33 protein-coding genes are annotated in these 24,210 nt (G+C 38.9%); 23 read left to right on the plus strand and 10 right to left on the minus strand.

What is annotated here, in order from left to right; all coding sequences use genetic code 11:
- Window positions 1–183: 183 nt before the first annotated feature.
- The 5 genes from HNR63_RS05085 to HNR63_RS05105 all read left to right on the plus strand — a co-directional run bounded on the left by HNR63_RS05085 (window position 184) and on the right by HNR63_RS05105 (window position 6,272).
- Complete coding sequence (locus HNR63_RS05085; protein WP_425485163.1) at window positions 184–2,025, plus strand: bifunctional diguanylate cyclase/phosphohydrolase; 1,842 nt, start codon at window positions 184–186, stop codon at window positions 2,023–2,025.
- A gap of 152 nt (window positions 2,026–2,177) precedes the next feature.
- Complete coding sequence (locus tag HNR63_RS05090) at window positions 2,178–2,930, plus strand: DeoR/GlpR family DNA-binding transcription regulator (RefSeq protein ID WP_181519999.1); 753 nt, start codon at window positions 2,178–2,180, stop codon at window positions 2,928–2,930.
- On the plus strand, window positions 2,927–3,850 hold the full coding sequence (pfkB, locus tag HNR63_RS05095; RefSeq protein WP_181520000.1) for a 1-phosphofructokinase: 924 nt from the start codon (window positions 2,927–2,929) through the stop codon (window positions 3,848–3,850). Before HNR63_RS05090 ends, pfkB begins: the two co-directional genes overlap by 4 nt.
- The gene (locus tag HNR63_RS05100; protein WP_181520001.1) at window positions 3,847–5,703 is read left to right on the plus strand and encodes a PTS fructose transporter subunit IIABC; all 1,857 of its coding nucleotides are present in this window, start codon (window positions 3,847–3,849) and stop codon (window positions 5,701–5,703) included. The genes pfkB and HNR63_RS05100 overlap by 4 nt, the downstream gene beginning before the upstream one ends.
- Window positions 5,704–5,831: 128 nt before the next feature.
- Window positions 5,832–6,272 (plus strand): flavodoxin, encoded by a 441-nt coding sequence (locus tag HNR63_RS05105; RefSeq protein ID WP_085788919.1) that lies wholly within the window; start codon window positions 5,832–5,834, stop codon window positions 6,270–6,272.
- Between the two features lie 96 nt (window positions 6,273–6,368).
- Here HNR63_RS05105 and HNR63_RS05110 read toward each other — a convergent pair whose 3' ends face one another.
- Complete coding sequence (locus tag HNR63_RS05110) at window positions 6,369–7,676, minus strand: ATP-binding protein (protein WP_181520002.1); 1,308 nt, start codon at window positions 7,674–7,676, stop codon at window positions 6,369–6,371.
- Window positions 7,677–7,867: 191 nt separating this feature from the next.
- Here HNR63_RS05110 and HNR63_RS05115 point away from each other — a divergent pair, with 191 nt between their 5' ends.
- The gene (locus HNR63_RS05115) at window positions 7,868–8,677 is read left to right on the plus strand and encodes a uroporphyrinogen-III synthase (protein ID WP_246316745.1); all 810 of its coding nucleotides are present in this window, start codon (window positions 7,868–7,870) and stop codon (window positions 8,675–8,677) included.
- Window positions 8,678–8,699: 22 nt separating this feature from the next.
- Here the strand turns inward: HNR63_RS05115 and HNR63_RS05120 are convergent, their stop codons facing one another.
- Both HNR63_RS05120 and HNR63_RS05125 read right to left on the minus strand, forming a co-directional pair.
- Window positions 8,700–10,373, minus strand: coding sequence for a methyl-accepting chemotaxis protein (locus tag HNR63_RS05120; RefSeq protein ID WP_181520003.1), 1,674 nt, complete (start codon window positions 10,371–10,373; stop codon window positions 8,700–8,702).
- 101 nt (window positions 10,374–10,474) lie between these two features.
- A complete protein-coding gene (locus HNR63_RS05125) occupies window positions 10,475–11,581 on the minus strand; it encodes an acyltransferase (protein ID WP_181520004.1) in 1,107 nt (368 codons plus the stop codon).
- Between the two features lie 167 nt (window positions 11,582–11,748).
- On the opposite strand from HNR63_RS05125, the gene HNR63_RS05130 reads away from it, so the two are divergent.
- From HNR63_RS05130 to HNR63_RS05140, 3 genes are read left to right on the plus strand one after another with little or no spacing between them, the layout of a single operon-like run.
- Window positions 11,749–12,270 (plus strand): metal-dependent hydrolase, encoded by a 522-nt coding sequence (locus HNR63_RS05130; protein WP_085788924.1) that lies wholly within the window; start codon window positions 11,749–11,751, stop codon window positions 12,268–12,270.
- 44 nt (window positions 12,271–12,314) lie between these two features.
- Window positions 12,315–12,791, plus strand: coding sequence for a ribonuclease E activity regulator RraA (gene rraA / locus HNR63_RS05135; protein WP_085788925.1), 477 nt, complete (start codon window positions 12,315–12,317; stop codon window positions 12,789–12,791).
- A 40-nt stretch (window positions 12,792–12,831) separates the two neighbouring features.
- Window positions 12,832–12,984, plus strand: coding sequence for a hypothetical protein (locus HNR63_RS05140; RefSeq protein ID WP_021094656.1), 153 nt, complete (start codon window positions 12,832–12,834; stop codon window positions 12,982–12,984).
- 27 nt (window positions 12,985–13,011) lie between these two features.
- On the opposite strand, the gene HNR63_RS13900 is transcribed toward HNR63_RS05140, so the two are convergent.
- On the minus strand, window positions 13,012–13,143 hold the full coding sequence (locus HNR63_RS13900; RefSeq protein WP_019416538.1) for a hypothetical protein: 132 nt from the start codon (window positions 13,141–13,143) through the stop codon (window positions 13,012–13,014).
- Window positions 13,144–13,207: 64 nt separating this feature from the next.
- Here HNR63_RS13900 and HNR63_RS05145 point away from each other — a divergent pair, with 64 nt between their 5' ends.
- Window positions 13,208–13,882 carry a class I SAM-dependent methyltransferase gene (locus HNR63_RS05145; RefSeq protein ID WP_246316746.1) on the plus strand — a complete coding sequence of 225 codons (675 nt, stop codon included), beginning with the start codon at window positions 13,208–13,210 and terminating at the stop codon, window positions 13,880–13,882.
- Between the two features lie 5 nt (window positions 13,883–13,887).
- Here HNR63_RS05145 and HNR63_RS05150 read toward each other — a convergent pair whose 3' ends face one another.
- The 5 genes from HNR63_RS05150 to HNR63_RS05165 form a co-directional block, all read right to left on the minus strand.
- Complete coding sequence (locus HNR63_RS05150; RefSeq protein WP_181520006.1) at window positions 13,888–14,439, minus strand: PadR family transcriptional regulator; 552 nt, start codon at window positions 14,437–14,439, stop codon at window positions 13,888–13,890.
- Between the two features lies 1 nt (window position 14,440).
- A complete protein-coding gene (locus tag HNR63_RS05155; protein WP_181520007.1) occupies window positions 14,441–15,946 on the minus strand; it encodes an MDR family MFS transporter in 1,506 nt (501 codons plus the stop codon).
- A 197-nt stretch (window positions 15,947–16,143) separates the two neighbouring features.
- Window positions 16,144–17,265 carry a site-specific integrase gene (locus HNR63_RS05160; RefSeq protein WP_181520008.1) on the minus strand — a complete coding sequence of 374 codons (1,122 nt, stop codon included), beginning with the start codon at window positions 17,263–17,265 and terminating at the stop codon, window positions 16,144–16,146.
- Window positions 17,234–17,356 (minus strand): hypothetical protein, encoded by a 123-nt coding sequence (locus HNR63_RS13905; RefSeq protein ID WP_281363158.1) that lies wholly within the window; start codon window positions 17,354–17,356, stop codon window positions 17,234–17,236. The genes HNR63_RS05160 and HNR63_RS13905 overlap by 32 nt, the downstream gene beginning before the upstream one ends.
- Window positions 17,357–17,449: 93 nt before the next feature.
- Entirely contained in the window at window positions 17,450–17,776 is a 327-nt protein-coding gene (locus HNR63_RS05165) for a helix-turn-helix domain-containing protein (RefSeq protein ID WP_181520009.1), read from the minus strand.
- A 180-nt stretch (window positions 17,777–17,956) separates the two neighbouring features.
- On the opposite strand from HNR63_RS05165, the gene HNR63_RS05170 reads away from it, so the two are divergent.
- The 10 genes from HNR63_RS05170 (at window position 17,957) to HNR63_RS05215 (ending at window position 22,349) form a co-directional block, all read left to right on the plus strand.
- Entirely contained in the window at window positions 17,957–18,148 is a 192-nt protein-coding gene (locus HNR63_RS05170; protein ID WP_246316747.1) for a helix-turn-helix domain-containing protein, read from the plus strand.
- A gap of 13 nt (window positions 18,149–18,161) precedes the next feature.
- A complete protein-coding gene (locus tag HNR63_RS05175; RefSeq protein ID WP_181520011.1) occupies window positions 18,162–18,392 on the plus strand; it encodes a hypothetical protein in 231 nt (76 codons plus the stop codon).
- The gene (locus HNR63_RS05180) at window positions 18,389–18,868 is read left to right on the plus strand and encodes a siphovirus Gp157 family protein (protein WP_181520012.1); all 480 of its coding nucleotides are present in this window, start codon (window positions 18,389–18,391) and stop codon (window positions 18,866–18,868) included. Before HNR63_RS05175 ends, HNR63_RS05180 begins: the two co-directional genes overlap by 4 nt.
- Window positions 18,865–19,455 (plus strand): ERF family protein, encoded by a 591-nt coding sequence (locus tag HNR63_RS05185; protein ID WP_181520013.1) that lies wholly within the window; start codon window positions 18,865–18,867, stop codon window positions 19,453–19,455. Before HNR63_RS05180 ends, HNR63_RS05185 begins: the two co-directional genes overlap by 4 nt.
- 30 nt (window positions 19,456–19,485) lie before the next feature.
- On the plus strand, window positions 19,486–19,779 hold the full coding sequence (locus HNR63_RS05190; protein WP_181520014.1) for a hypothetical protein: 294 nt from the start codon (window positions 19,486–19,488) through the stop codon (window positions 19,777–19,779).
- A gap of 161 nt (window positions 19,780–19,940) precedes the next feature.
- Window positions 19,941–20,456 (plus strand): hypothetical protein, encoded by a 516-nt coding sequence (locus tag HNR63_RS05195; protein WP_181520015.1) that lies wholly within the window; start codon window positions 19,941–19,943, stop codon window positions 20,454–20,456.
- A 173-nt stretch (window positions 20,457–20,629) separates the two neighbouring features.
- Complete coding sequence (locus HNR63_RS05200) at window positions 20,630–20,827, plus strand: hypothetical protein (protein WP_181520016.1); 198 nt, start codon at window positions 20,630–20,632, stop codon at window positions 20,825–20,827.
- Window positions 20,824–21,300, plus strand: coding sequence for a BC1872 family protein (locus HNR63_RS05205; RefSeq protein ID WP_181520017.1), 477 nt, complete (start codon window positions 20,824–20,826; stop codon window positions 21,298–21,300). Before HNR63_RS05200 ends, HNR63_RS05205 begins: the two co-directional genes overlap by 4 nt.
- 85 nt (window positions 21,301–21,385) lie before the next feature.
- Window positions 21,386–22,114 carry an FAD-dependent thymidylate synthase gene (gene thyX, locus HNR63_RS05210; protein ID WP_181520018.1) on the plus strand — a complete coding sequence of 243 codons (729 nt, stop codon included), beginning with the start codon at window positions 21,386–21,388 and terminating at the stop codon, window positions 22,112–22,114.
- Between the two features lie 40 nt (window positions 22,115–22,154).
- Window positions 22,155–22,349 (plus strand): hypothetical protein, encoded by a 195-nt coding sequence (locus HNR63_RS05215; protein WP_181520019.1) that lies wholly within the window; start codon window positions 22,155–22,157, stop codon window positions 22,347–22,349.
- Window positions 22,350–22,386: 37 nt separating this feature from the next.
- Here HNR63_RS05215 and HNR63_RS05220 read toward each other — a convergent pair whose 3' ends face one another.
- On the minus strand, window positions 22,387–22,608 hold the full coding sequence (locus HNR63_RS05220; RefSeq protein ID WP_181520020.1) for a helix-turn-helix domain-containing protein: 222 nt from the start codon (window positions 22,606–22,608) through the stop codon (window positions 22,387–22,389).
- A gap of 144 nt (window positions 22,609–22,752) precedes the next feature.
- On the opposite strand from HNR63_RS05220, the gene HNR63_RS05225 reads away from it, so the two are divergent.
- The 3 genes from HNR63_RS05225 to HNR63_RS05235 are packed head-to-tail and all read left to right on the plus strand — an operon-like array spanning window position 22,753 to window position 24,172.
- The gene (locus HNR63_RS05225; protein ID WP_181520021.1) at window positions 22,753–22,971 is read left to right on the plus strand and encodes a helix-turn-helix domain-containing protein; all 219 of its coding nucleotides are present in this window, start codon (window positions 22,753–22,755) and stop codon (window positions 22,969–22,971) included.
- Window positions 22,972–22,984: 13 nt separating this feature from the next.
- On the plus strand, window positions 22,985–23,386 hold the full coding sequence (locus HNR63_RS05230) for a hypothetical protein (protein WP_181520022.1): 402 nt from the start codon (window positions 22,985–22,987) through the stop codon (window positions 23,384–23,386).
- A gap of 18 nt (window positions 23,387–23,404) precedes the next feature.
- Entirely contained in the window at window positions 23,405–24,172 is a 768-nt protein-coding gene (locus HNR63_RS05235; RefSeq protein ID WP_181520023.1) for an ORF6N domain-containing protein, read from the plus strand.
- Window positions 24,173–24,210 lie beyond the last annotated feature (38 nt).

Here is a 24,210-nt window from a genome sequence, read left to right on the forward strand (position 1 = left end):
CACGCGTGAAAAACGTACTTATTAATCTCGTCGTTATCGGTTCTGTTATTGTTGCGTTGACTTCAGGGATTAAAGTGGGTTTTTAAAGGAGCGTTTTTAGGGGGAGAAAATCTCCCTGATTTTTTTCTTATTCTTATCCATGTGGTGAATCAATTAAATTTTTAAAGTAGTGAGTGATTTGTAATGTCGACTAAGTTAATAAACAGATTTTCTTTTATGTCTAAAATGTACTTGGTTTTTATTTTTATATTGGGATCTGTATTTTTTATAATGAATGTGTCTCCAAATGAATATTCGTTAAATGATTGGGTTTGGATCTATACCCTATCTACCGCAGCGTTTTTGTTATGTTATTTTGATATAAGATTGTCTCCAAGTGGAAATGCTTTTTCTATGGAATCATCTATATATCTTGCTACTATCTTTTATTTCAGTTTGAACCATGGGCTCGCAGTACTGTTTTTAACGTATTTTGTGAATTTTTTATACAATAAATCCGTATCAAATCAAGCTCATATTTTTAATTTCTGTATGTATGCTATTACGATTTTTTGTACTTATAAGGTTTTTGAGCTATTTGGCGGATTAGAGGGTACAGGGAATTTTTATAATCTATCCCCATATATTGTTAGCTTAATCATCTATTTTTTATTGAACTTGCTTATTACTCTTGTATTTTTTATTGTTTCCGCCCATCCGGAGTTTAAAGGTATTCTTAATAGGGGTCTTTTAAAAGAAGTATTTTTTGCATATTTCGTCACACTACTTCTTTCTTTAGTGCTTATTATTTTAATTGATAACGAAGGTTTTTTCGGGTTGTTTTTATTTACAGTTTTAGTTGTTTTGTTATCCATTACGTTTGGAAAAGTGCTCGAGTGGTATCAAGAAATGGCTAATCAAGCAAATAAAGATTACCTCACCGGCTTATATAACCACGGATATTTTAAAGATTACTTAAAGGAACTATTTCAGGAGACGAAAAAAACGGGTGGTCAGCTTTCGGTTGCTTTTTTAGATTTAGATGATTTTAAAAAATATAACGATTATCACGGTCATGTGCAAGGTGATCGATTGTTGAAATTTGTTGGGGAGTATTTAAAAAATGAAACGAAAGATCGTGGTTTTACAGTAGCACGATATGGTGGAGAAGAGTTTGCGATCATTTTGCCGAAAACGGAGAAACACGAAGCAGCAGCTTTTATGGATCAATTGCGGAAAAAATTAAATGACACGCCATTTGACGGGGTTGAACGACTTCCATATCGTTGTATTTCGTTCTCATGCGGAATTGCTGAGTATGAATCTGACATGTATGAAGAAAGTGAACTGCTACATAAAGCTGACCAAGCGCTTTATTATTCGAAAGCACAAGGAAAAAACAATGTGCAATTGTATGATGAGAAAAGAATATCTCGTGATGCATTGAAATTTAAAGAAGACTTAGATGCAATTGAAGAGCAGCTAAAACTGTTGCTTTATAAAGACGTGTATACATATCGTCATAGTAAACGTGTATTTACATATGCAATGGAATTTAGTGATCGATTGCCGCTTACAGAAGAAGAAAAACGGACTCTTATTTTAGGGGCACTCGTTCATGATATTGGTAAAATCGAAGTTTCGCGAGACATTATTAATAAAAAAGGCAAACTCACCTCTGATGAATGGGAAATGATGAAAAAACACGTCATATGGGGGAAAGAAATTGTTCTCTCCGATGGTCGTTTTGAAGAAGTGATTCCACTTGTTGAACTTCATCACGAGCGTTACGATGGACGAGGTTATCCTTATGGGCTAAAAGGGGAGGAAATACCAAAGTTAGCCCGTATTTTGTGCATTATTGACTCATTCGATGCGATGACGACAGACCGCCCGTATCAACGAACAAAAACATTCTCCGAAGCGATTGTTGAATTGCGCCATTGTTCTGGTACGCAATTTGATCCTCAATATGTCGAGCCATTTATCCAAATGATTGAAGAATATTATCCTGAGAAAATCACCAATAAAACTGTCTCTACATGAGGCAGTTTTTTATTTTTCTGAAATATGATTGTTTTTGAATGATATGTGAAAAATAATGATAATTTTTGATTAAAATTGAATGAATTTGATTGATTTTTTGATGATACTTCGGTATGATAAAGATGTAAGCGGTTTAAAAAGGAGGTGTAAAATTGTTAACACCAGAAAGACATCGCATTATTTTGCAGTTGCTACAAGAAAAAGAAGTGGTAAAGTTACATGAATTTGTTGAAGCGACACAATGTTCAGAATCGACGATTCGACGTGATTTAAGCCAACTAGAAAAAGAAAAAAAATTAAAGCGTGTTCATGGTGGAGCTGCGTTGTTGCAACAAAAAAGAGAAGAGTTGAGCGTTTTTGAAAAATCGACGAAAAACATTCATGAAAAACAGCTCATTGGAAAATACGCAGCAAGTCTTATTCAAGATGGTGATTGCATTTATTTAGATGCAGGAACGACAACATTACAGATGATTCCTTATATTGAAGCGAAAAATATCGTCGTCGTAACGAACGGTATTATGCATATTGAGGCACTGTTAGAAAAAGACATTCCAACGTACCTTGTTGGCGGACTCATTAAGAAAAAAACGAATGCGTTAATTGGTCGAGGAGCTATTCACTCGTTGCAACAGTATAGTTTTGACAAATGTTTTATCGGTGTAAACGGCGTTCATATTGATTTTGGTTATACAACTCCAGATCCGGAAGAAGCGCTTATAAAACAAACCGCTCTTCATTTATCACAACAAGCTTTTGTATTAGCCGATCACTCAAAATTAAATGAAAGTACGTTTGCCAAAATTGCACCATTACAAGAGGCAACGATGATTACGGATGAAACAGATGAAGAGTTGCTAGCAATGTATGAAGCAAAAACGACAGTAGAGGTTGTGAAATCATGATTTATACATGTACGTTAAATCCTTCCGTCGATTATGTTGTGAAAGCACAACAGATCGAACTTGGAAAATTAAATCGAGCAACAAAAACGGCATATTTTCCGGGCGGAAAAGGAATTAATGTGTCGCGTGTATTGAAACGGTTACACGTTCATAATATTGCTCTCGGGTTTATTGGTGGATTTACAGGTCAGTTTATTGCTGATGAATTGAAAAGGGAGCATATTTTAACAGATTTTATTACTGTGCCTGGACAAACGCGACTAAACATTAAATTAAAAGGGGAAAAAGAAACGGAAATAAATGGGGAAGGACCGATCATTAGCGATGAGCATAAAGAAGCGTTAATTGCTAAAATTAAGCAATTAAAAAAAGGAGATATACTCGTTTTAGCAGGAAGCCTTCCGCCCTCGGTAGATGATACATTTTACGTCACGATGATGGAAGAAGCAAAAAAACGACGGGTTGCTGTTGTCGTTGATACGAGTGGCAATGCATTGAAACAAGCCGTTGCATACGAGCCGTTTTTACTTAAACCAAACCAAATGGAGCTTGGAGAATTGTTCGGAGTCAGTATTCATAGTCGTCATCAAATGTTGGAATACGGGAAAAAACTGATTAACAATGGTGTCCAGCACGTTATTGTTTCACTTGCTGGGGATGGGGCCATTTTGTTCCATAAAGATGTGATATTAGTCGCTCAAGCTCCAAAAGGAATAGTAAAAAATTCGGTTGGTGCTGGTGATTCGATGGTAGCGGGGTTTTTAGCTGCATATGTGAACGAAGCATCGCTTGAAGAAGCGTTTCGTTATAGTGTTGCCGCGGGGAGTGCCACAGCATTTTCTGAAGATTTATGCACAGAAGAAGAGGTTCATCGCTTATTAGATGAAGTAAAAATTATACGAATGGAGGAGCGTGTATGAGAATAACAGATTTGTTGACAGAGGATACGATTGTCCTTGATTTGAACGCGCGAACAAAAAAAGAAGTGATTGAAGAATTAGTAGACGTTCTTGAGAAGACAGGAAAATTAAACAATCGTCAAACGTTTATTGAAGCTATTTTCGCCCGTGAAGCGCAAAGCACGACAGGGATTGGCGAAGGAATTGCTATCCCTCATGCAAAAACGAAAGCGGTGCGCACTCCAGCCGTTGTTTTTGGACGTTCAAAAGAAGGAATTGATTACGATTCGTTAGACGGAAAACGAAGCCATTTGTTTTTTATGATTGCTGCACCAGAAGGAGCGAATAACACACATTTGGAAGCGTTATCTCGCTTGTCGACATTGTTAATGGATGCATCGTTTCGCTCGAAAATTGAAAACGCTTCGACAAAACAACAGATCATTCAAGCGATTCAAGAAAAGGAGGGAGAAATAGTGACAGAAGAAAAACAACCATATGGAAAGAAAAAAGTGTTAGCTGTTACGGCTTGTCCGACAGGAATTGCGCATACGTATATGGCTGCTGACGCCTTAAAGGCAAAAGCGAAAGAAATGGGAGTAGATATAAAAGTAGAAACAAACGGTTCAAGTGGTGTGAAAAATGAGTTAACACAACAAGAAATTGAAGAAGCGGTCGCCATTATCGTTGCAGCAGATAAGCAAGTAGAGATGGATCGATTTGATGGAAAACATGTCATCCAAGTACCTGTTGCTGATGCTATTCGTAAACCAGAGCAACTCATTGATCGCGCATTAAAACAAGAGGCTCCAATTTATCGCGCAAGTGGTGGGCATCGTTCGTATGCACCGAAAGAAAGAACAGGATTTTATAAACATTTAATGAACGGCGTATCGAATATGCTTCCGTTCGTTGTTGGTGGCGGTATTTTAATTGCGATCTCATTTATTTTTGGTATTAAAGCATTTGATCCAAATGATCCATCATTCCATCCGATTGCAAAAGCGTTGATGGATATCGGTGGTGGTAGTGCCTTTGCACTTATGATTCCAGTGTTAGCTGGTTTTATTGCGATGAGCATAGCGGATCGTCCAGGGTTTGCTCCGGGGATGGTCGGCGGATTTATGGCAGCAAATGGCGGTGCAGGCTTTCTAGGTGGACTAATTGCGGGCTTTTTAGCCGGTTATCTCGTTGTCGGATTGAAAAAATGGTTTAGTCGTTTACCGCAATCACTTGAGGGAATTAAACCGGTTCTTCTTTATCCGTTATTTGGGATATTGCTTACAGGATTTATTATGATGTATGTTGTTATTGATCCAGTAAAAGCGTTAAATGAAGGAATGAAAACATGGCTTGAAAATATGGGAACAGGCAACCTTGTTTTACTTGGTCTTATCCTCGGTGGTATGATGGCGGTTGATATGGGTGGACCGATTAATAAAGCGGCGTTTACGTTTGGCATTGCGATGATTGATGCCGGAAATTACGCACCACATGCAGCTATTATGGCAGGTGGAATGGTGCCTCCTTTAGGATTAGCACTTGCAACAACATTATTCAAAAAGAAATTTACGAAAGCGGAACGGGAAGCAGGAAAAACGTGCTATATTATGGGTGCTTCGTTTATTACAGAAGGAGCCATTCCGTTTGCGGCAGCTGATCCAGGACGTGTCATTCCTTCCATCATCGTCGGTTCAGCCGTTGCGGGAGCGTTGACAATGATGTTTGGTATTGGACTTCCAGCGCCACATGGCGGTATTTTCGTTATCCCGATTGTAAAAGGGAATCCATTTTTATATGTACTTGCCATTTTCATCGGTTCACTTGTGACTGCGTTAATGGTTGGATTATGGAAAAAAGAAGTGAAAGAATAATAGATTATGAGCGCGCGATGAGAAAAATCGCGCGTTTTTTACTAAAATATTTTGACAAAGATAATCATTATCATTTAATATATAATTGTTGAAAATTATTATCAATTATATTTATAGGGGGATTACTGATGGCAAAAGTAATTATGGTATTTACAAGCATGACAGGCAATACAGAAGAAATGGCAGAAGCAATTGCTCAAGGTGTACGTGAACAAGGAGTCGAGTTGGATGTAAAAGAAGTGTTAGATGCTACAGCGACAGAACTTGAGCAATATGACGGTATTTTGCTTGGAGCGTACACATGGGGAGATGGTGAATTGCCAGATGATTTTTTAGATTTTTATGATGAATTGAATGACGTGGACTTAACAGGAAAAAAAGCAGCTGTTTTCGGCTCATGCGACTCAAGTTATGAAAAATATGGTGCTGCCGTTGATATTTTAATCGAAAAACTGCAAGAATGTGGGGCTGAAGTCGTTCTCGAAGGTTTGAAGATCGAATTGACGCCAACAAATGAAGATAAACAGTTGTGCATTGCGTTCGGTAGAGAATTTTCTAAGCAGTTATAAAAGGTCGTTTGACATACGGCCTTTTTTTCATTAATTAAACTATGTTCTAAATAATCAATGAAACAAAAAAGAACAAGTCAATAAACAACTTGTTCTTCAAATTGGGATCGCTTTTTCGTTTTTTCGTGAAAATTTCTCGACATCTGTTTTATAATAGGATGGGAAATACATATATACGTCTGTCCCTTCACCAACTTCACTATGAATAAATAAATCTCCTTTCATCGTCTCAACAATGCGATAAACAACCATCATCCCAAGACCTGTCCCCTTTGTTCCTTTCGTTGTAAAATAAGGTTCCCCTAAACGTTCAATTTGTTCTTTTGTCATGCCAACTCCTGTATCACTAATATGAATAAGTACGTAATCTTTATCGATCGATACGTTAATACGTAATGTACCTCCATTTGGCATCGCTTCAATAGCATTTTTCATGACGTTCAATAAACATTGTTGAAATTTTTGGCGTTCTCCTTTTACCGCAAATGGCACTAGGGACGTTTGAATTTCAATGCTGTTCATATTGGCGAGAGGGCGTAAAATATCAATTACTCGCTCAATTTCGGTTTTTACATTTAACTTTTCGACATGTTCTGGAGCTGGTTTGGCAAATGTTAAATAATCTGTAATAATTGCTTCTGCGCGATCAATTTCTTCAATTGCGATTTGAATGTATTGTTTATCTTTATAATTCATTCGTTCACTTTGTAGTAACAACTGCATAAATCCTCGAGATACAGTTAATGGATTACGCACTTCATGCGAAATCGAAGCGGCTAAATGGCCGACCACTTCCATCTTTTCGGCACGAACAATGCGGCGACGAAGATCGTTATGTTTTTGGATCGTTTCAGTAATATAAGCACCTAAAAACGCTGCAACTGGTTGTGCTGGAAAATATGTTGAAATGATATATAAAATTTGATAGTCATCAACAATCCATATACTAGAGAGCATCATTGTTAACATAGCTGTTCCGATCGATAAAAGAATAATCGAAGTAATCCGTTGTTTCGGGGAAAAAGACGTTTGGAATTTTCGGTAAAGAAAGAAGGAAATAATGACTTGGATGGTTGTAATGATCATCGCCACAATAATACCTTCCGTGCCACCGATAATGATGTGATAAATAACAGCCATGCTCGAAAGAAAAAGGGCTGACAATGCTCCTCCGTATAAACCGCCAATCCAGATGGCGACTTGACGTAAATCAAAAATAAAACTATCTGTTACGTGGATAGGAAACGTCATACAAAATATAATACATATCCCGATCGCCATCGTTTTTAAAATCGTTTTTGCGTGATCGGATATGCGCCGTTCTTCAAGCCAAATGGGAACAATTAATAGCGCTAATATAATAAAAAATAAATTTAGCAATATTTCTTTAATTAACGAGGGCATATAAAGCCGCTCCTTTCGACATATATTTCGAATAATTTGAATATTTTCGTCGAATCGTCTCTTTACATTGTAGGCGAATTTAGTTATCGTGTGAATATATAACTATTCGATGTTTTATGTCACGTTTCTACAAAATTTGCGCTATTTCGCATCTTTATGTGATGTGATGGGAAGAAAAGGAGATGAGATGAATGGTTGAGAAAGCGTTGGCGAATAAAAACATTGCACTATGTGCCTCACGTAAAATAGAGGAAATGAGCGCGCTTATCGTTAAACAAGGGGGCATTCCAATTTTACGACCTGCTCAAGGAACGATGTTTCTTAATGAAGAACTAAAACAACAACTTTATCAGATCGTCAATGAGCCAGTCGATTGGTTTATTTTTACGACAGGAATTGGTGTTGAAACATTAATGAAAAAAGCAGACGAGTGGGGAGTAGGAGAAATGTTTCTTCAAGCCATTCGTCAAGCGCATGTGGCGGTGCGTGGGTATAAAACGACGAACGTCCTACGTACATACGGCATAAACCCACACATAACGGCAGACGATGGAACGACAAAAGGTCTTGTTCATGTGCTAGAAGAAGTGGATTGGACAGGTAAACATGTTGTTGTTCAGCTTTATGGAGATTCAGCTCCGTCATTGCAACAATTTTTAACTGAACGAGGAGCTTTATATCAAGAGATATGGCCGTATCTCCATACTCCACCTGCGCCTCATGTAATGAAACAGCTTGTTGACGAAATTATTTCTCGATCTGTACAAGCAGTTTGTTTTACATCAGCGATTCAAGTACGCTTTTTCTTTTCGTTTGTGAACGAAGGTGGATATGCACAAGAAATAAAACGAGCATTTGACGGTGACGTTGTGGCTGTTGCGGTAGGAAAAGTAACGAAAGAAGCGTTACACGAGGAAGAGATTGCGCATGTCATTGCTCCAGCTCACGAACGGATGGGGGCGATGATTGTTGAATTAGCGAAATATTTTGACAAGAAGTAGACGTGCATACATTTATGCACGTCTATATACGAAATGATTCCACTGTTGTGCGTAACTGATCGCCAAGTTGGGCAAGCGTTTGGGCAGCGGAAGAAATTTGTTCGTTCATCGCTAACTGTTCTTCCATCGTCACCGCACTTTCTTTACTTCTTTTCATCACTTCGTCCGCTATTTGTTTTAATTGTTTCATTGTTTCGGTTATTTCGTTTGAAATCGCGGTCATTTGTTCAATTGCTGCCGATGTCGTTTGTACTTTAGAAAACACTTGTTCTACTGATTGATTAATAACTTGAAATGAACGTTCTGCTGTGTCATAGTATGTCGTGCCATCAACAAGTTTTTTCGTGTTTTCCTCCATGGCTTGCGCTACTCTTTTTGTTTCGACCTTTATTTGATCTAGCATCGTTTCAATCTCTTTTGCCGCTTCTTTCGATTGTTCGGATAATTTTCGCACCTCATGAGCGACGACAGTAAATCCTTTTCCGTGTTCACCGGCACGCGCAGCTTCAATGGCTGCATTTAGCGCAAGTAAATTCGTTTGTTCGGCAATAGCCGTAATGACGTTTGTAATTTTTCCGATTTTCTCTGAACGTTGTTGGAGAGATTCAACAAGCGTTTTTGTTGTAAACATAGCATCGCGCATATCGGCGGCTTGTACTGTCACTGCTTGAATGGAATGTTTTCCTTGATTGACAAAATCATGTGCTCGTTCGGCTGATGTAAGCAAATCTTCTGTACTTTCAGCAATTTGATTCATTCCGATCGCAAACTCATGTAAAGAATGATCAGCTTCTTTTAACATACGCAATTGTTGCCCGGCTTGCGCATATGTTTGCTCCGCCATTTCTGTTGCTTTTTCAGCTGCTTGTGTACTTTCTTCTGCACTTGTGGAAAATTGTTCTGCTTGCGATGCCATATGAATAGAAATGTCTTTCATCGTTTCGATCGTTTCTTTTAATTTTGCTTTCATATGATTAATCGATTCAATCATATATTTTGTTTCATCTTTTGTTTTCACTGGTAAAGGTGGGGAGGATAAATCTTGTTTCGCTACGCGCTGTAGCTCATCAGAAACGAGATGGATCGGTTTAGCAATTCTACTACTTATTAACCACGTTATACTAATGATAACAATGGATAATACAAAAAGGAGCAGTGAGGAGATCATTTGTATTTGTTTCATTTCTTGTTCTATGCGTTCGCGATCCTCAGCGAGCAACTGCTTTTGTCTCATAATCATCTTGTCAGCAATGCTTATAAATTCATTCCCCTTTTTTGCTAATTCTTTAAAAACTGCTGTCTCTTCCTCTTCCGTTTCGGCGTGAATAAACTGTTGGACAAGATCAAAATATTGCAATTCAAGTTTTTGCATATGTTGAAAAATTTCTTTTGTTTCTTTTGTTGTTACTATACGTTCTGCATTGTTATAGGCGTCATGAAAATGTGAACGGGCGTTCGTATAGTTGTCTAAATGATTTTTCGTTCTTAGCAACAAGTACGTTAACACTTCTTTCCTTTGCTCATAAAAAGCGATCGTTAAATCATTTGTGTAAGTTAAAATTTGCATGCGCCTATCAATCATTTGACTTTGTTTATCATGTTTTTGAGCGATTTGAAAAATTGTAAATAACTGAATACTAACAAATAGAGCCGACATCACGAAAAATGAAAGAAATATTTTTCTACTAATTGTCACTTTGAGTCACCCCTTTTTCTTTTTTAGAGCTGGCTTGTTTTTATCATACGTATTTATCATCTTTTTGTTTGTGCAAATAAAATAAAAAGACATCCCTAAATTTAACTTGGGATGCCTTTTTTCAGTTTTGAAATCGTTGGGATTGAAAGTGTCCGATGTTCACGCGCTTGACCGATAAAAAGTAAGCTAAATGGTGTAGCGTGTATCATATAACAAATGCCGACCGAGGACACGGTTGTAATTGTAAACAAGATCACCGCTTGTAACAGCGAATATATCGTTGTCGGAATGGTCGGTGCAAACATATATAAGAAAAACACATGTCCGATATATGCTCCATACGTATATCGGCTAACGAAACGTAACGTTGTATATAGTCGTGATTTTGTTTGTACGATAGTAATTGACAAACCGTATAACAAAACAATTTCTGATGTAACATATAACACCATTGACGGCTTTAAATACGTAATCGCGCTTAAATCGATAGAAAAAACACCTTGAGATATAAACAACTCATAACCAACAAAAATAAAAAGCGATAAAAATAAAAACGTGTTAAGCGGAATAGCTCGAATAACAAATTTTCTCCAAGATGGCAATGTGTACGCAGCCATACTACCTAAACAAAAATAGAAAAAATAAGCTAAAAATGTACGGTCAACGTAATGTATATATGATTTGCTTTGAACGATTGGAGAAATGAATGTAATGAAGCCCATGTAAGTGATCGCACTAACGATAATAAATAATTTCCAATATTTTTTTTCATTCAGCCATCGGAAAAATGGAACAATGGCGACAATAAGCAAATGAAATTGTATAATCATGACGACGTACCATAAATGAGGAGCTGTTTCTCCAAGCAATAGTTGTTTCACCGCTTCAAATGCATGTGAATGACTAGAAAATAATATCAAATAAATAAACGACCATGTTATATATGGAACAATGAGCTCTCTCCATTTATGGGACATGTAACGTGAATAATGAATCGCATCTGTTTGTTGTGCGATATGAAATCCGACTAAAAAGACGAACACGGGCGCAGAAAATTTGACGACTTGAAACAATATACTGATCATAATCGCTTCCTCAGCATGTGGAGAGCGATGATTCATAACATATAATAACGCACTTTGAAAAACGACCGCTAAAAATGCTAAACTTTTCATAACGCTTAGTTCTGCAGGTGTTTTTTTTATCATTTTTTCTCACCAGCTTCATTTGTCAATTTGTTCATATACTAGTATAATGCTAATAGTTTCACAAAGTTGGTTGAAGAAATGAATATTTATTGAAAAAACAGTCGCAAATTCATGAATGTTAATAATTAGTGTCATGTGAAGCGTTTACAAAAGGAAGGTGAAAAACCATGCGTTATCATACTCATATTGTTTCGTCATTAGCCATTGGTGCCGGGATTGCAACATATACCTCTATATCTTTTACTGTTACCTATGCAGCCGGATTAGCGATTGGAGGGTTGCTTCCTGATATTGATGAACCAAATTCATATATTGGTCGCCGTTCACTTGGTGTGGCGAAACAAGTGAAAAAGGCGTTCGGTCATCGCGGATTTACACACTCGCTATTAGCATGGGGAGCGATCACAGCTGTTTTATTATTCCAACATTTTTCTCCTTTTACGCTCGGATTATGTCTCGGTTATGCGTTTCATGTGTTAGCTGATTACTGTTCGAGTCAAGGTGTTCCGCTACTTTGGCCATTTTCTAAAAAAAGATATCGTTTTATTATGACTTATCGTACGTCTAGCTTTTTTGAAACATTGCTTTTTTACTGCTTTCTTGTTTTGTTTATTTATTTTTTAACGAACGGAGCGATAGAAGGGAACAGTTCGTTCTTTTCGTTTTCATTTATTGATTTTTCTGAATAAATTGAATATGATTATGTTGAGATTGACAAAAATGGGGGATGAGGATGAAAACGGCAGATTTATGCGATCAATATGGGGAACGTGTACGCGTTTGTTCACTGACATTTCAAAGTTACGGTGGAAAAACATCGTTTTATGGACCGATTACAACGGTAGATGTTTTCGAAGATAATGTTCTTGTTCGAGAAGCGTTAGAAACAGTACCAGCAGGAAGTGTAGTCGTTGTTGATGGAAAAGGATCAAAACAATGTGCGCTTGTGGGTGATCGGCTGGCACAAATCGCGTATGATCGCCAATTAGCAGGTATTATTGTACATGGATGTATTCGTGATTCGAAAGAAATAAGTACGATGCCGATTGGTGTACTTGCCCTCGGAACATGTCCGCGCAAAAGTAAAAAAGAAGGAAAAGGGGCACGAGACACAGTTGTTTATTTCGGAGATATAGAGTGGAAGCCAGGTACATACGTATATGTTGATGAAGATGGAGTGATTGTTTCAGACGAGCCTTTGCATGAATAACGATTTGTTCGGTTATTCTATCGTCTAGGGGGGATAGACGATGGAGGAAAAACGAACAATGCGAGAAGATGAAGTAGCGTTTGCTGAACAAGAGATCAATCGTTATTTTTATGACCATCCACATGAAGAAGGCGTTCCGTTATATATTGGGAACAACACACCAGCTATTCGCGTTAGCAAGCGAGAAGAATGAGTCGGGCGATCAGCCCGACTTTTTTCATTACTCTGTTTTATCGCTTTGGCTTTTGTTTTGCTTACGGCCTTTACTGTTGTCTCCTGCACCTTCATATAGTTGCCCGTGTTGTGTCGGTGCATTTTGATTTCGACTTCCTTCGTTCACTTTTTTTGTCATGTTTCGGCCTCCTTTCTGCTACAATAAACGTAACATGTTTATTTTTTCAAAAAGGGGTGGAGTTATGCGCGCGTGGCATAAAGAAGCGGAGAAGCAATGGGATGAGCGAGCAGAGTGGTGGCATCAAAGTAGTGAAGACATGTGGGAGAGAGGAAGTCGAAAGACGATTATTCCGTTTGTGACGACATATATGCCGAAAGAAGGATATATTGCAGATATTGGATGTGGGGATGGATACGGGTCATATAAACTATGTGAACAAGGGTATCGTGTCATCGGATTAGATTTATCAAGCGAAATGATTGAATTAGCGAAAAAACAAAGATATCATGAACATCTTCATTTTCAACAAGCAGACATTATGAACTTGCCTTTTCCAGATGAAACGTTTTCCGGTGCGATGATTATTAACTGCTTGGAATGGACTGAACGCCCACTTGCTGCACTTGAAGAAGTTCGTCGGGTATTAAAAACAAATGCACATGTATGTGTCGGCATTCTCGGCCCAACAGCCGCTCCTCGAGTGAATAGCTATCGTCGTTTATATGATGAAGCAGTCATTTGTAATACGATGATGCCATGGGAGTTTGAACAGTTGGCAAAGGAAAATGGTTTCATCACTGTTTCTCAAGAGGGAGTGTATAAGCGTGGCGTCGATGAGCATTTCATTCAACAGCTACCAACAGAATTAAAACAGGCTGTTTCGTTTATGTGGTTATTTATGTTGCAAAAAAAGTGAGGGAGCTAGCTCCCTCCTTTTTCGTGTAGTTTTTTATTGTTAGCGACTTGGATCAGTTGTTGTAGCCATTCCACTTCGGTTTCTAAATGCATGATGACTCCTTTTAACACGTACAATTTTGCGACATATTCGTTTGGTCGCTTTTGTTCAAATATCCATTTCAATTTTTCAAGTTGTTGTTTTGTTTCTTGCAAACGTCGTTCTAATACCGCACTTACTTTTGCTGCATCGGCGTATGCAGCAAAAGATAGCCCCGCATAAATAGAGCGGTGAATATGTTCATGTTTTTGTAATTCCTCTAGCAAGAGCTGTTCAAAGTGTTGCTTTCCTTTTTCCGTGATGCGGTAAATCGTCTTATCTGGGCGATTCGTATCGCGTACGACATCGACCACCTCTACATATCCTTTTCTTTCAAGCTGATCAAAGGCATAATAGAGCGATCCAGCTGCAAGTTTAATATAATGTTTCATATGGCGTTCATTGACAATTTGTTGAATTTCATATGGATGTTTTTCACCTTCCATCAACAAGCCGAGAATGACAAGTTTCACGCTCATTTTATTTCCCTACTTTTGCCCGTTTTTGTATTTCTAGTTTTTCATTTCCCATGAAGAAAATGAATACGAATGAAAGAGCAATTGGGATTAATGCGAGCGTAAATGCATACGTGATAGATGATGCCAACGCATCGACAATTTTTTGTAAAATAGGTGCCGGAATTTGTGCGCGTGCTCCTGCTTCAAATAGTGCACGTGGATCGAACGAATGTGCTGATGGCATCGAACCGAAAGTTTCTTTTAAATTGCTAGTTAATGTATTTGTTTGAATCGTTCCGAAAATGGTAATGCCGAGCGTCATGCCGAGCGAGCGAAAAAACGAATTGGTTGAATTCGCTGTTCCACGAAAACGTGGCTCTAAATTGTGCATTGATGCAGTGGGTAATAAAGAAAATGAGAAACCAACGCCAAATCCCGCAATCGCCATATACACAGTTAACCATATACGCGATGTTTCCGGTGTCATGAAACTAAGTAGAAGCATGCCTGTAAAGTAAGCGATCACAGAAAGAAACATAATGTTTCGATACGATGTTTTCGTTTGTGAAATACCAGCGAACGAACTGCCTGCAACAGATCCAAGCATCATCGGCATTAAGATGAGTCCAGCATTTTTCGCTGTACCGCCATAAACCGCTTGTACAAACACCGGGATAAAAACAGTTAAAATGACAAATGTCGCACCGTATAAAAAAGCAAGTAACTGCGCTACAGCAAATGTTCGTCGTTTAAATAGCGAAAATGAAATAATTGGCTCTTTTGCTTTTGTTTCTACATACAAAAATGCTAGTAAGAAAATGGCACTAATCATAAATAACGATATGATGGTGAATGAATCCCAATCATATTTTTTTCCACCTAATTCAAGGGCGAACATTAAGCTAACGACTGTAACAATGAGAGTGAGTGCACCAAACCAATCGATTGTTTGTTTCGTATGTGGCGTTGTTTCTTTGTAATAACGAACAATGAAAAAAATAGACAATAAACCGATTGGGACATTGACGTAAAATACCCAATGCCAACTTAAGTAATCGGTAATATAAGCACCGAGGAGTGGACCAAGCACGCTTGACATTCCAAAGACTGCCCCGAGCAATCCTGTCATTTTTCCTCTTTTTTCTGGTGGGAATACGTCAAATACGATTGTAAATGCAATTGGCATTAATGCTCCGCCACCAATCCCTTGAATCGCGCGGAAAATGCTAAGTTGTACAATGCTTTGTGCTAAACCGCAGAGCGCAGAACCGATTAAAAAGACGATTAACCCGAATAAAAAGAAACGTTTTCGACCATACATATCGGATAACTTCCCGAAAATCGGCATACCAGCCATCACGGTAACCATGTACGCAGATGTCACCCAAACAAATTGATCTACGCCACCTAAATCAGCAACGATCGTCCCAATTGCCGTTGCAACAATCGTGTTATCCATTGCTGCCATTAGGATTGCTAATAACAATCCAGCTACAATAAACGATAAATATCGTTGTTCATTTTCCATTTTATTACTCTCCTCCGTATGAATGATATACAAACTATTATATTCAAATTTGAATATATATCAATAAAAAAGCTCTCGCAAAAAGCGAAAGCTTACTCCCAAATGTATGGCGTGTATGGGTATGAAGCGATAAACTATTGATATATCAATAGTTTGGCAAGTTTAAATTGATGAATTGACCACATTTTGACCACATCTCATTTGAGAATGCGAGCGATTTTTTCAGCTGCTTCTCGTTGCATATCTGGAACAACATGTGAATAGACGTCCAATGTGATTCCGATATTCGAATGCCCAAGGCGTTCAGAAATGACCTTAACGTTTTCACCGTATTGCAAGAGTAAAGTAGCGTGTGTGTGTCTGATATCGTGAAAACGGATTCTAGGTAACCCCAAACGGTCGCGGATGATATAAAATTCTTCTGATATGGTGCGTTGGTTGATTGGTGTGCCTTTATATGTCGAGACCACCAAGTTCATATCGACATAGTTTTCACCATGCACCAGGCGATATTCGTGTTGCCGAATGCGATGCTTTTTCAATTCCATCAATAAAATATCATCAATAGCGATCGTCCGACGTGATGAGCTCGATTTTACATCATCGAAATCATATCCACCTCCTTTTCTTTCAAGTAGAGAACGACGGACATGAATCACTCGTTTTTCAAAGTCGATATCTTTCCATTGTAGACCGAGAATTTCTGATTTTCTCATTCCTGTATGAAAAGCAATAAGAAATGCCATATAATAATTAAGGTTACGCTGTCGTGATAGGTTTAAAAAAGATCGGACTTGTTCTGCATTCCATGTCACACGCTCTACGTGTTTAGGTGAAGGGCATGGAATGTTTTCCATACAATTCTTCTTCACAATCTCCCACGACACCGCTTTTTTAAGTGCTCCTTTTAATAAGAGATAAGCCGTTTTTTGTGTTGATAAAGAATATCCTTTTTCATGAAGTTCACTTAACCATTTCTGTACTTTAATCGGCGTTAATTTTTTAACTTTCACATTTCCTAAAGTAGGATAAATGTAATTACGAATGTATTTTGTGTAATTGTCGATCGTTCTCGGTCTTAATTTTAATACATGGATGTCAATGTAATGTTCCATCAACTGTTTAACTGTCCAATCTTTTTCATCAACATATATTCCGTTGTTTAGCTCGTACAATAGAGCTTGACACGCGGCTTCCGCCTCTTTTTTTGTGCGAAAACCAGAAACAGTCTTCTGCTTTCGCTTTCCCGTGCTTGGATCTCTACCGATATCAACCGTGAATGACCATTTATTCCCCCGTTTCCTGAAGTATCCCTTCATTCGTCTCACCTTCTTTTATTCCAACGATGATGAAATCTGTTCCCTCGATGATTACACCTTCAGGTACAATAGGTGAGTAGATAATTTCCATGACGTCCCCTCCAGCATGCAAACTTATGTTCGTATTTATGATACGACAAGATTACTAAAAAAAATGTCGAAATGTGTCGAGAGGACGAAAAAATTAAAATTTTGTCGCTTTGATGGCACGTATCCACTCCTTTACTTGTTCTAAAGTAATTCCTTCTTTTTCGAGTTCTTTTCCGAAAATCACCCATTGCACTCCTTCTTTTTCCAACTCCTCATCAACTTCCATTTTCTTTTCAAAAAAGTCAGCAACATCACAACCGAGTGCTTTTGCGATCTTTATTAAACTTTCGACGCTTGGTTGCACCTTCCCGTTTTCAATACGAGATAGATATGCGTGGTTCATGTCGGTCATCGTGGCGAGTTGACGCAAGGATAATTTTTTTTCATTCCGGATTTTTCTCACTTTTTCTCCAACGTGCATATTATCACCCCCACCTCTATTATGTTTCACTACAAGTCAACATTCAACGGTGTTGCATGGGAATTTAACAAAAATATATAAAAAGCACTAAAAAATATTTAGAAACAATGTTGACAAATAAACAACACTTGGATACAATAAAGACAACGGTGATAAATAAACAACATGGTGGTGATAAAAATGAAAAATGTACAAGACTATCCGATCATGCTTACTGCGAAGGAAGTGGCGGAGATTTTAGGAATCACTCACCGTCACGCGTATGAAGTGATGGAGGAAAAGGGATTCCCTCTTGTACGTATCGGTCGCTTGAAGCGTGTCCATCGCGACATGTTTTTTAAGTGGCTAGAACAAAAAGCGTTGGCGAATTAAGGAGGTGAACACATTGGAACAAGCGATTCGTTTTCGCATTGATTTGGCGAAAAAACACATCGAACGCATGCAACAGAAAGTGAATGAAAGTACACTTGACACAGAAAAAAACTTCTTACAAGGCTACATCATTGGATTACAGCATGAATTGAGCACGTTGGAAGATATGTTGCTTGTGTGGAACCATATGTCGATTGTTTGGCAGCAACTTAACAAAAAGAAAGAAGAGGAGGAATTTGTGTGAAACTTTACGAGTTAGCCCAAAATTACGCTCATTTAATGGAAATGGCAGAAGAAATGGAATCGGATGCGTTAGTCGATACATTACAGTCATTAGAAGATGCGATTGAGGAAAAGGTTGAGAACATTGCCAAATTGATTCGCAACTTGGAAGCAGACGCAAAAATCATCAAAGAAGAAGAACAACGGCTTGCAGAACGTAGACGTGCGATTGAAGCAAAAGTGGAGCGGCTCAAAACGTACTTGCAGGAACAATTGGAGGTGGCTGGATTGCAGAAAGTGAAGCGCCCAACTATCACGGTTGCAATCCAGAACAACCCTCCGTCAGTCGAGATAGCTGATGAAAAATTAATTCCATCAAAGTTTATGATACCACAACCAGCTAAAGTTGATAAGAAGTCGATTTTAGATCGATTGAAAAACGGCGAAGTGATTCCTGGCGTGACATTGAAGCAGACGAAAGGGGTGCGTATCCGATGAAACGATCAGAAAACATTGCGAATATTGCATCGGCGCTCTGCAAATTCCAAGCGGAGTGCCCAGCACCGAAAAAGATAGCGGAAAACCCGCATTTCAAAAGTAAATATAGCCCGCTAGAAGAAATCATCAGCACAATTCGCCCGCATCTAGCGAAACATGGACTATCTTTCTTCCAATCAACAACAACAGAAGGTGATAACATCTGCGTGACAACACTCATCTTGCACGAAAGTGGAGAGTTCATCGAAAGTGAGCCGTTGAAACTCCCAATGGGCAAAGTCACCGCACAGGGCGCAGGAAGTGCAGTTACCTACGCAAGACGTTACAGCTTATGCGCAGCTCTTGGTATCGCGGCAGAAGATGACGACGACGGCAACGCGGCGACGGAACAGCCGAAAGCGAGCGATAAACAGCTAAACTTCATCGACAGCTTACTCAACAAAAAGGTGACGGAAAAGTACACAAAAGAAGCGTTGTATCAGCATTTGAAGCAACAATTAGGCACAGATAAAGACATTGAACATTGGACAGCGGCAGAAGCGAGCCGCGCAATTGAAATTTTGACAGGAAAACAAAAAGGGGCGTAATGCTCCTTGCGGAAAGAAAGGAGAATGAACTTGAAAATATTCGCTTTCACATTAACTATGCCGAATGTTGGTTCTTGGAATGGCAGATGGAGCGGAGAAAAAGACTTATACGTGAAGTTTAGAACTTTAAAAAATAAAGACGCTGAACGTGTGAAAGAAGGGAATTATTACTACGACTTCGGTGATGGTTGGGGTGCGAATGTAAATGTCCGTGTAGTAGATAGCAAAGAAAAACAACGTTTGCAACGGAAATCAAAAGGTTTTGCAGGATACGATTGGATGATAGATAGCATCATCGAGAACGGGGAAATCATTAGTGAGTGAAGAATAGCAAGGGGCGTAATGCCCCTTCTAAAAAGGAGAGGGGAACATGGAGGAATTTTGGAATGAAAAAGTATTGGACATTGTCGTGATGGGGATATTTATTTTTATGTTTATAGTCGGAACATTCGGAATTTTTGATTGACAAAAAAGGGGGGATTGGTGTGGACAAGCAGTTGAAACACAAGCTCATGGTCGAGTTGGGGAAAATGTTGACCGAGTGTGAAATGTGTGAAGAAAAGGATTGCCAAGCATGTCCGTTATATAAAGACATGCGCACGATCGGTCAATTTTTATGGAAAGAAAGGCCTGTACACCAAGAAACGAAACCAAAAGAAAGGAAAGATCGGAAGGATTGGGCGATGATCGATACATACATCATCGAACATTACGATAAAGAACCGCTCAAAACCATCGCGTTGAATACAGGATGTTGTCAACGGACTATCTGTATTCGTGCTAAACAGTTAAGGGAACGAGGGCTACTAACAAAAGAACCGTTTACAAAGAAAAAAATGTTCACGGAAGAAGAACTACTCTTCATCCGTGAAAATGTCGGTAAAATCCCGACAAAAGAGATCGCTGAACATCTGGGACGATCACAAGAGATGGTGAGGAGAAAAATACGCGAAATGCGAGGTGATACACATGGAAGTGTGCATCCGCAGAATGCGTCTTAAAGAGATTTTATTGGCCGTAAAGGATTTAGAAAAGCGTGGATTTGAGTGTGTATCTCCAATCCGGAAGTTTAAGAACACAAAGAAAATATACCGCTACGATGAGAAAGTGAAAAAGTTTTGCGATTTTCATTCCGTTGTGGAATACGACGGATATATCGTACGCATGAGAAAGGATGATCGTGATCGGGATGAAAGTAATGTTGCTTGCACACACACAATTGAGTGATGAGTTAGAATTTTTACGCTGCAAACGCGACTTGGACGAGCTTATCAAACGGAAAGAGGAGCATGACCGGTTGATGCAAGTTGTTGAGATGATGAAAGAACGCGGTGTTGATATTGCGATAGTGATGAGAAAGGGGAATGAATGATGAATCTGCATGAGATTGACCGTTTGGTTGGTAAAGAGTTTTTCGGAGTACAGGAGCTCACTGTTGAAGAAGCGGTTGAAAAATTCAAAGAAAAGTGTTGCCGCACTTTCACAGAAGATGGTTGCATTGTCGATGGTTACACAAAATTGAAGTTCGATAGACAAGAGTACGATCGGCTTTTTAGTGGTGGTTATTACATTCCAAATTGGGTGAAATGGTTGAAAGAAAATAGCGTTGTGGTAACGGAATACCCACGTTACTCAAGTGATATAAGATACGCTTGGCAATTAGTAGACAAATTGAAGATAGCAGTAATACCTCAATCGGAAGGTGCGCCAATTGACATGAAATATCTTGCTGAAATAGATGAGCGACCTTTTGGGAACCATTATGAAGCTTTTGCAGAGACCGCCCCACTAGCTATTTGTTTAGTTGCATTGAAATCGGTCGGTGTGGAGGTGAATGAACAATGAACGTATGCTTCTTATCTAGTCGTCTTATGAAAGTTTCAACGGAGAGTACGCTCGTTTAAACGATATAAGAATGGGGGAATGACGTATGAATGTAACCTTAATCGCACATACACAGTTAAGCGATAGCTTTTTAGCTTCCATTTTAGACGCTGATGTTTTTGAGGATGTATTGGATATTAGCGACGGTCAAACAGTAGCGCTCACAGCGATCAGAACGTGTTACTCACCAAACCGCCCAAGTGAAATCGTTGCACTTGAGGGTGAAAGATATTTCAAACGCGAAGCAACAGACGGTCAAGGTGGAACAGAAGCGGATAGGCTTATCCGACACATTGTTTCTAGCAAGCACCTTTCAACACTTGAACATATCTCGTTCACATTTGCAATTGAAGGCGTTTCACGTGCTTTGCTGGCGCAACTAACACGTCATCGGGTTGGATTTTCGTATAGCGTGCAGTCACAGCGTTATGTTCGCTTTGGTAGTGGCGATAAAAGTGGTGGGTTTGACTATGTCACACCACAAATGAGTGAAGAGGCTGAGCGGATGTATAAAGGTATCATGAGTACATTACAACTAGCGTATGACGAGTTACGGAAGTTAGGGTTACCAGCGGAAAATGCGAGAATGATTCTCCCGAACGCCGCAACAACCAACCTTGTCATGACCGCAAACTTACGCGCTTTACTCGATTTTTACTCCAAGCGCAGAAAAGGCAGAGGGGCACAAGCTGAAATTACTGAATTAGCCGAACGATTGCGCGAAGCGGTGGTGGCAGCAGAACCGTGGACGGATGCGTTTTTTGAGCAGGCGTAAGGCTTATTAGACACATAATGCGAATTAATGGGGTGAGAGTGTGGAGCATAATGAAAAGTTCTATGTAGGACAAAAAGTAAAAATAACAGCTAATACTTGTCGCCACGGTCTTGAGATAGGTAGTGTCGTTACTTTAGAATCCGTCACAAAATATGAAGATGGCGATTGGGATTTATATCATGATGGGTGGGTACTTGACCAAGATGATTGTGAACCACTAGAAGAAAATAAATGAACAGTACGAAGAAAACACGCAACAAAAGAGGAAGGGATCATTCTTCCTTCCCTTCCTCTTTCTCTAAATACAACAAATCATCCACGTCGCAATCAAATAACTTACATAACTTACTAATCGTTTCAAAAGCGATCGTGGTGGATTCTTCATTATATAGTTTGGAAATCGTTGTTCGGCTTAATCCAGTTTTTTCATGAACGTCTTGAATGTTCATTTTATGTTTAGCCATCAAGATACGTAAATTGTTCTTTACCTTCATGGCGCATCTCTCCTTACTTATTAATGTATTCAAATTATACAATGTTATGCGACAAAGATATATATTTTTTTATTAAATAAACATTTATATGTTTACTTTAAACACATAAGTGTGTATAATAAGAAATGAAAGGAGGGAAAGTAAATGAAAGTCGAAGTGAAATTGTTTGAAATGATGGCGAGAAACAACATTCGACAAATTAAAGAACTCCATGAGATGACAGGGATTTCTCGGACAGTCATTTCAGACTTACTAAACGGAAATAAACGCGCCATCCGTTTAGACACGATCGCCAGACTATGCGAAGCGTTAAACTGCAGCATTGGTGATTTAATCGTGATTAAGAAAGATAAGGTTTCGTGAGGGGAATGAAAAAATGAATCGACAAAAAATAGGATACCGAAACTTGATTGTCTTAGGCCGTAATATACGAAACGGTGCCCAGTACAAACCGGAAGAAATTTTGGCTTTCGTGCATACAATCGAAGAACAGCTTAGGTGGACACCGACAGAAGATTTTTTTTGTTTGTTCCCGCCTATAAAACGATATGAAGATGATGGGTCATGGAGTTATCACGGCACGTTAGAAATGATTAATCGGGAATTTGGTGAAAGGTTTGGAAAAAATGACTTTTTAAAACTCCTTATGACGCATTGTTACGATAATAAATTTGTTCGAATAGTGGGTATTAAATTCTTGTTAGCGACTTCTACGATTTATCGTAAGCGAACCGGTATGTCACTTGCTGAACAAGCAATAAAACAATTTCAAGAATAAGGAGAGAGGAGAAACGGTATGAGCCTAATGGTAATCGAACAAAACGGCCAACGTGTTTTGACGACGCAACAGTTAGCGGAAGCATATGGAACAGATGAAAAACGCATTTCCGAAAATTTTAGTCGGAACAAAGAGCGTTATAAACCGGGAAAACATTTCATTTTGTTGCAAGGTGAGGATTTAAAGATTTTTAAATCAACTTATCCGCAAATTGCGGAACAGTCAAAAAGGGCTCCATTGCTTTACCTTTGGACAGAAAAAGGTGCTTGGCTGCATGCGAAATCACTCAATACCGACGAAGCGTGGGAAGCATACGAACGATTGGTTGATGAATACTACAACGTCAAAGAAAACGCGCTAAACATCCAGATGTTAAGCCCGCAGTTGCAAGCTTTAATATCGATTGAGCTGCGACAAAAAGAGATTGAACAGGAGTTGGCGGCAGTACGGAAGGAAGCGGACGAAGCGAAGCAACAAATTGCGGCAACTTCTAACGAAGTAACAGATTTAAAACGCGGACTAGTCGATATCAATGTCCCTTTACGTAAACAATTTAACGATGCGGTTCGTGCTTTATCTAAAAAAGAACAAATCGGTTTCGATGAGGCATACAACAAGGTTTATGACTTGCTTGGCGCTCAACACCATGTAGATATTAAACGACGCGTCGAGAACCGCAAGGCTAAAGGAGATAAAAACATTAAGCCGATCGACATTGTGGAGGAACTGAATTTATTAGTTCCTGCGATTCGGCTTGCAAAAGCATTGGCCGGCAAGGTCGGATAAAAAAGTCCGATGCACCAACATCGGAAAATAAAACTATC

The sequence above is a fragment of the Anoxybacillus ayderensis genome, from assembly GCF_013761015.1.
GTDB classification, from domain to species: domain Bacteria; phylum Bacillota; class Bacilli; order Bacillales; family Anoxybacillaceae; genus Anoxybacillus; species Anoxybacillus ayderensis.

Coding starts and splice junctions, on each gene's coding strand:
- HNR63_RS05100 (WP_181520001.1), top strand. CDS start 3,847: ATGAGAATAACAGATTTGTTGACAGAGGATACGATTGTCCTTGATTTG.
- HNR63_RS13900 (WP_019416538.1), bottom strand. CDS start 13,143: ATGACAAAAAAAGTGAACGAAGGAAGTCGAAATCAAAATGCACCGACA.
- HNR63_RS05105 (WP_085788919.1), top strand. CDS start 5,832: ATGGCAAAAGTAATTATGGTATTTACAAGCATGACAGGCAATACAGAA.
- pfkB (WP_181520000.1), top strand. CDS start 2,927: ATGATTTATACATGTACGTTAAATCCTTCCGTCGATTATGTTGTGAAA.
- HNR63_RS05220 (WP_181520020.1), bottom strand. CDS start 22,608: ATGAAGGTAAAGAACAATTTACGTATCTTGATGGCTAAACATAAAATG.
- HNR63_RS05125 (WP_181520004.1), bottom strand. CDS start 11,581: ATGATAAAAAAAACACCTGCAGAACTAAGCGTTATGAAAAGTTTAGCA.
- HNR63_RS05130 (WP_085788924.1), top strand. CDS start 11,749: ATGCGTTATCATACTCATATTGTTTCGTCATTAGCCATTGGTGCCGGG.
- thyX (WP_181520018.1), top strand. CDS start 21,386: ATGAATGTAACCTTAATCGCACATACACAGTTAAGCGATAGCTTTTTA.
- HNR63_RS13905 (WP_281363158.1), bottom strand. CDS start 17,356: ATGGAAATTATCTACTCACCTATTGTACCTGAAGGTGTAATCATCGAG.
- rraA (WP_085788925.1), top strand. CDS start 12,315: ATGAAAACGGCAGATTTATGCGATCAATATGGGGAACGTGTACGCGTT.
- HNR63_RS05140 (WP_021094656.1), top strand. CDS start 12,832: ATGGAGGAAAAACGAACAATGCGAGAAGATGAAGTAGCGTTTGCTGAA.
- HNR63_RS05115 (WP_246316745.1), top strand. CDS start 7,868: ATGGTTGAGAAAGCGTTGGCGAATAAAAACATTGCACTATGTGCCTCA.
- HNR63_RS05170 (WP_246316747.1), top strand. CDS start 17,957: ATGAAAAATGTACAAGACTATCCGATCATGCTTACTGCGAAGGAAGTG.
- HNR63_RS05165 (WP_181520009.1), bottom strand. CDS start 17,776: ATGCACGTTGGAGAAAAAGTGAGAAAAATCCGGAATGAAAAAAAATTA.
- HNR63_RS05155 (WP_181520007.1), bottom strand. CDS start 15,946: ATGGAAAATGAACAACGATATTTATCGTTTATTGTAGCTGGATTGTTA.
- HNR63_RS05205 (WP_181520017.1), top strand. CDS start 20,824: ATGATGAATCTGCATGAGATTGACCGTTTGGTTGGTAAAGAGTTTTTC.
- HNR63_RS05230 (WP_181520022.1), top strand. CDS start 22,985: ATGAATCGACAAAAAATAGGATACCGAAACTTGATTGTCTTAGGCCGT.
- HNR63_RS05225 (WP_181520021.1), top strand. CDS start 22,753: ATGAAAGTCGAAGTGAAATTGTTTGAAATGATGGCGAGAAACAACATT.
- HNR63_RS05110 (WP_181520002.1), bottom strand. CDS start 7,676: ATGCCCTCGTTAATTAAAGAAATATTGCTAAATTTATTTTTTATTATA.
- HNR63_RS05145 (WP_246316746.1), top strand. CDS start 13,208: ATGCGCGCGTGGCATAAAGAAGCGGAGAAGCAATGGGATGAGCGAGCA.
- HNR63_RS05160 (WP_181520008.1), bottom strand. CDS start 17,265: ATGAAGGGATACTTCAGGAAACGGGGGAATAAATGGTCATTCACGGTT.
- HNR63_RS05085 (WP_425485163.1), top strand. CDS start 184: ATGTCGACTAAGTTAATAAACAGATTTTCTTTTATGTCTAAAATGTAC.
- HNR63_RS05200 (WP_181520016.1), top strand. CDS start 20,630: ATGATCGTGATCGGGATGAAAGTAATGTTGCTTGCACACACACAATTG.
- HNR63_RS05235 (WP_181520023.1), top strand. CDS start 23,405: ATGAGCCTAATGGTAATCGAACAAAACGGCCAACGTGTTTTGACGACG.
- HNR63_RS05185 (WP_181520013.1), top strand. CDS start 18,865: ATGAAACGATCAGAAAACATTGCGAATATTGCATCGGCGCTCTGCAAA.
- HNR63_RS05150 (WP_181520006.1), bottom strand. CDS start 14,439: ATGAGCGTGAAACTTGTCATTCTCGGCTTGTTGATGGAAGGTGAAAAA.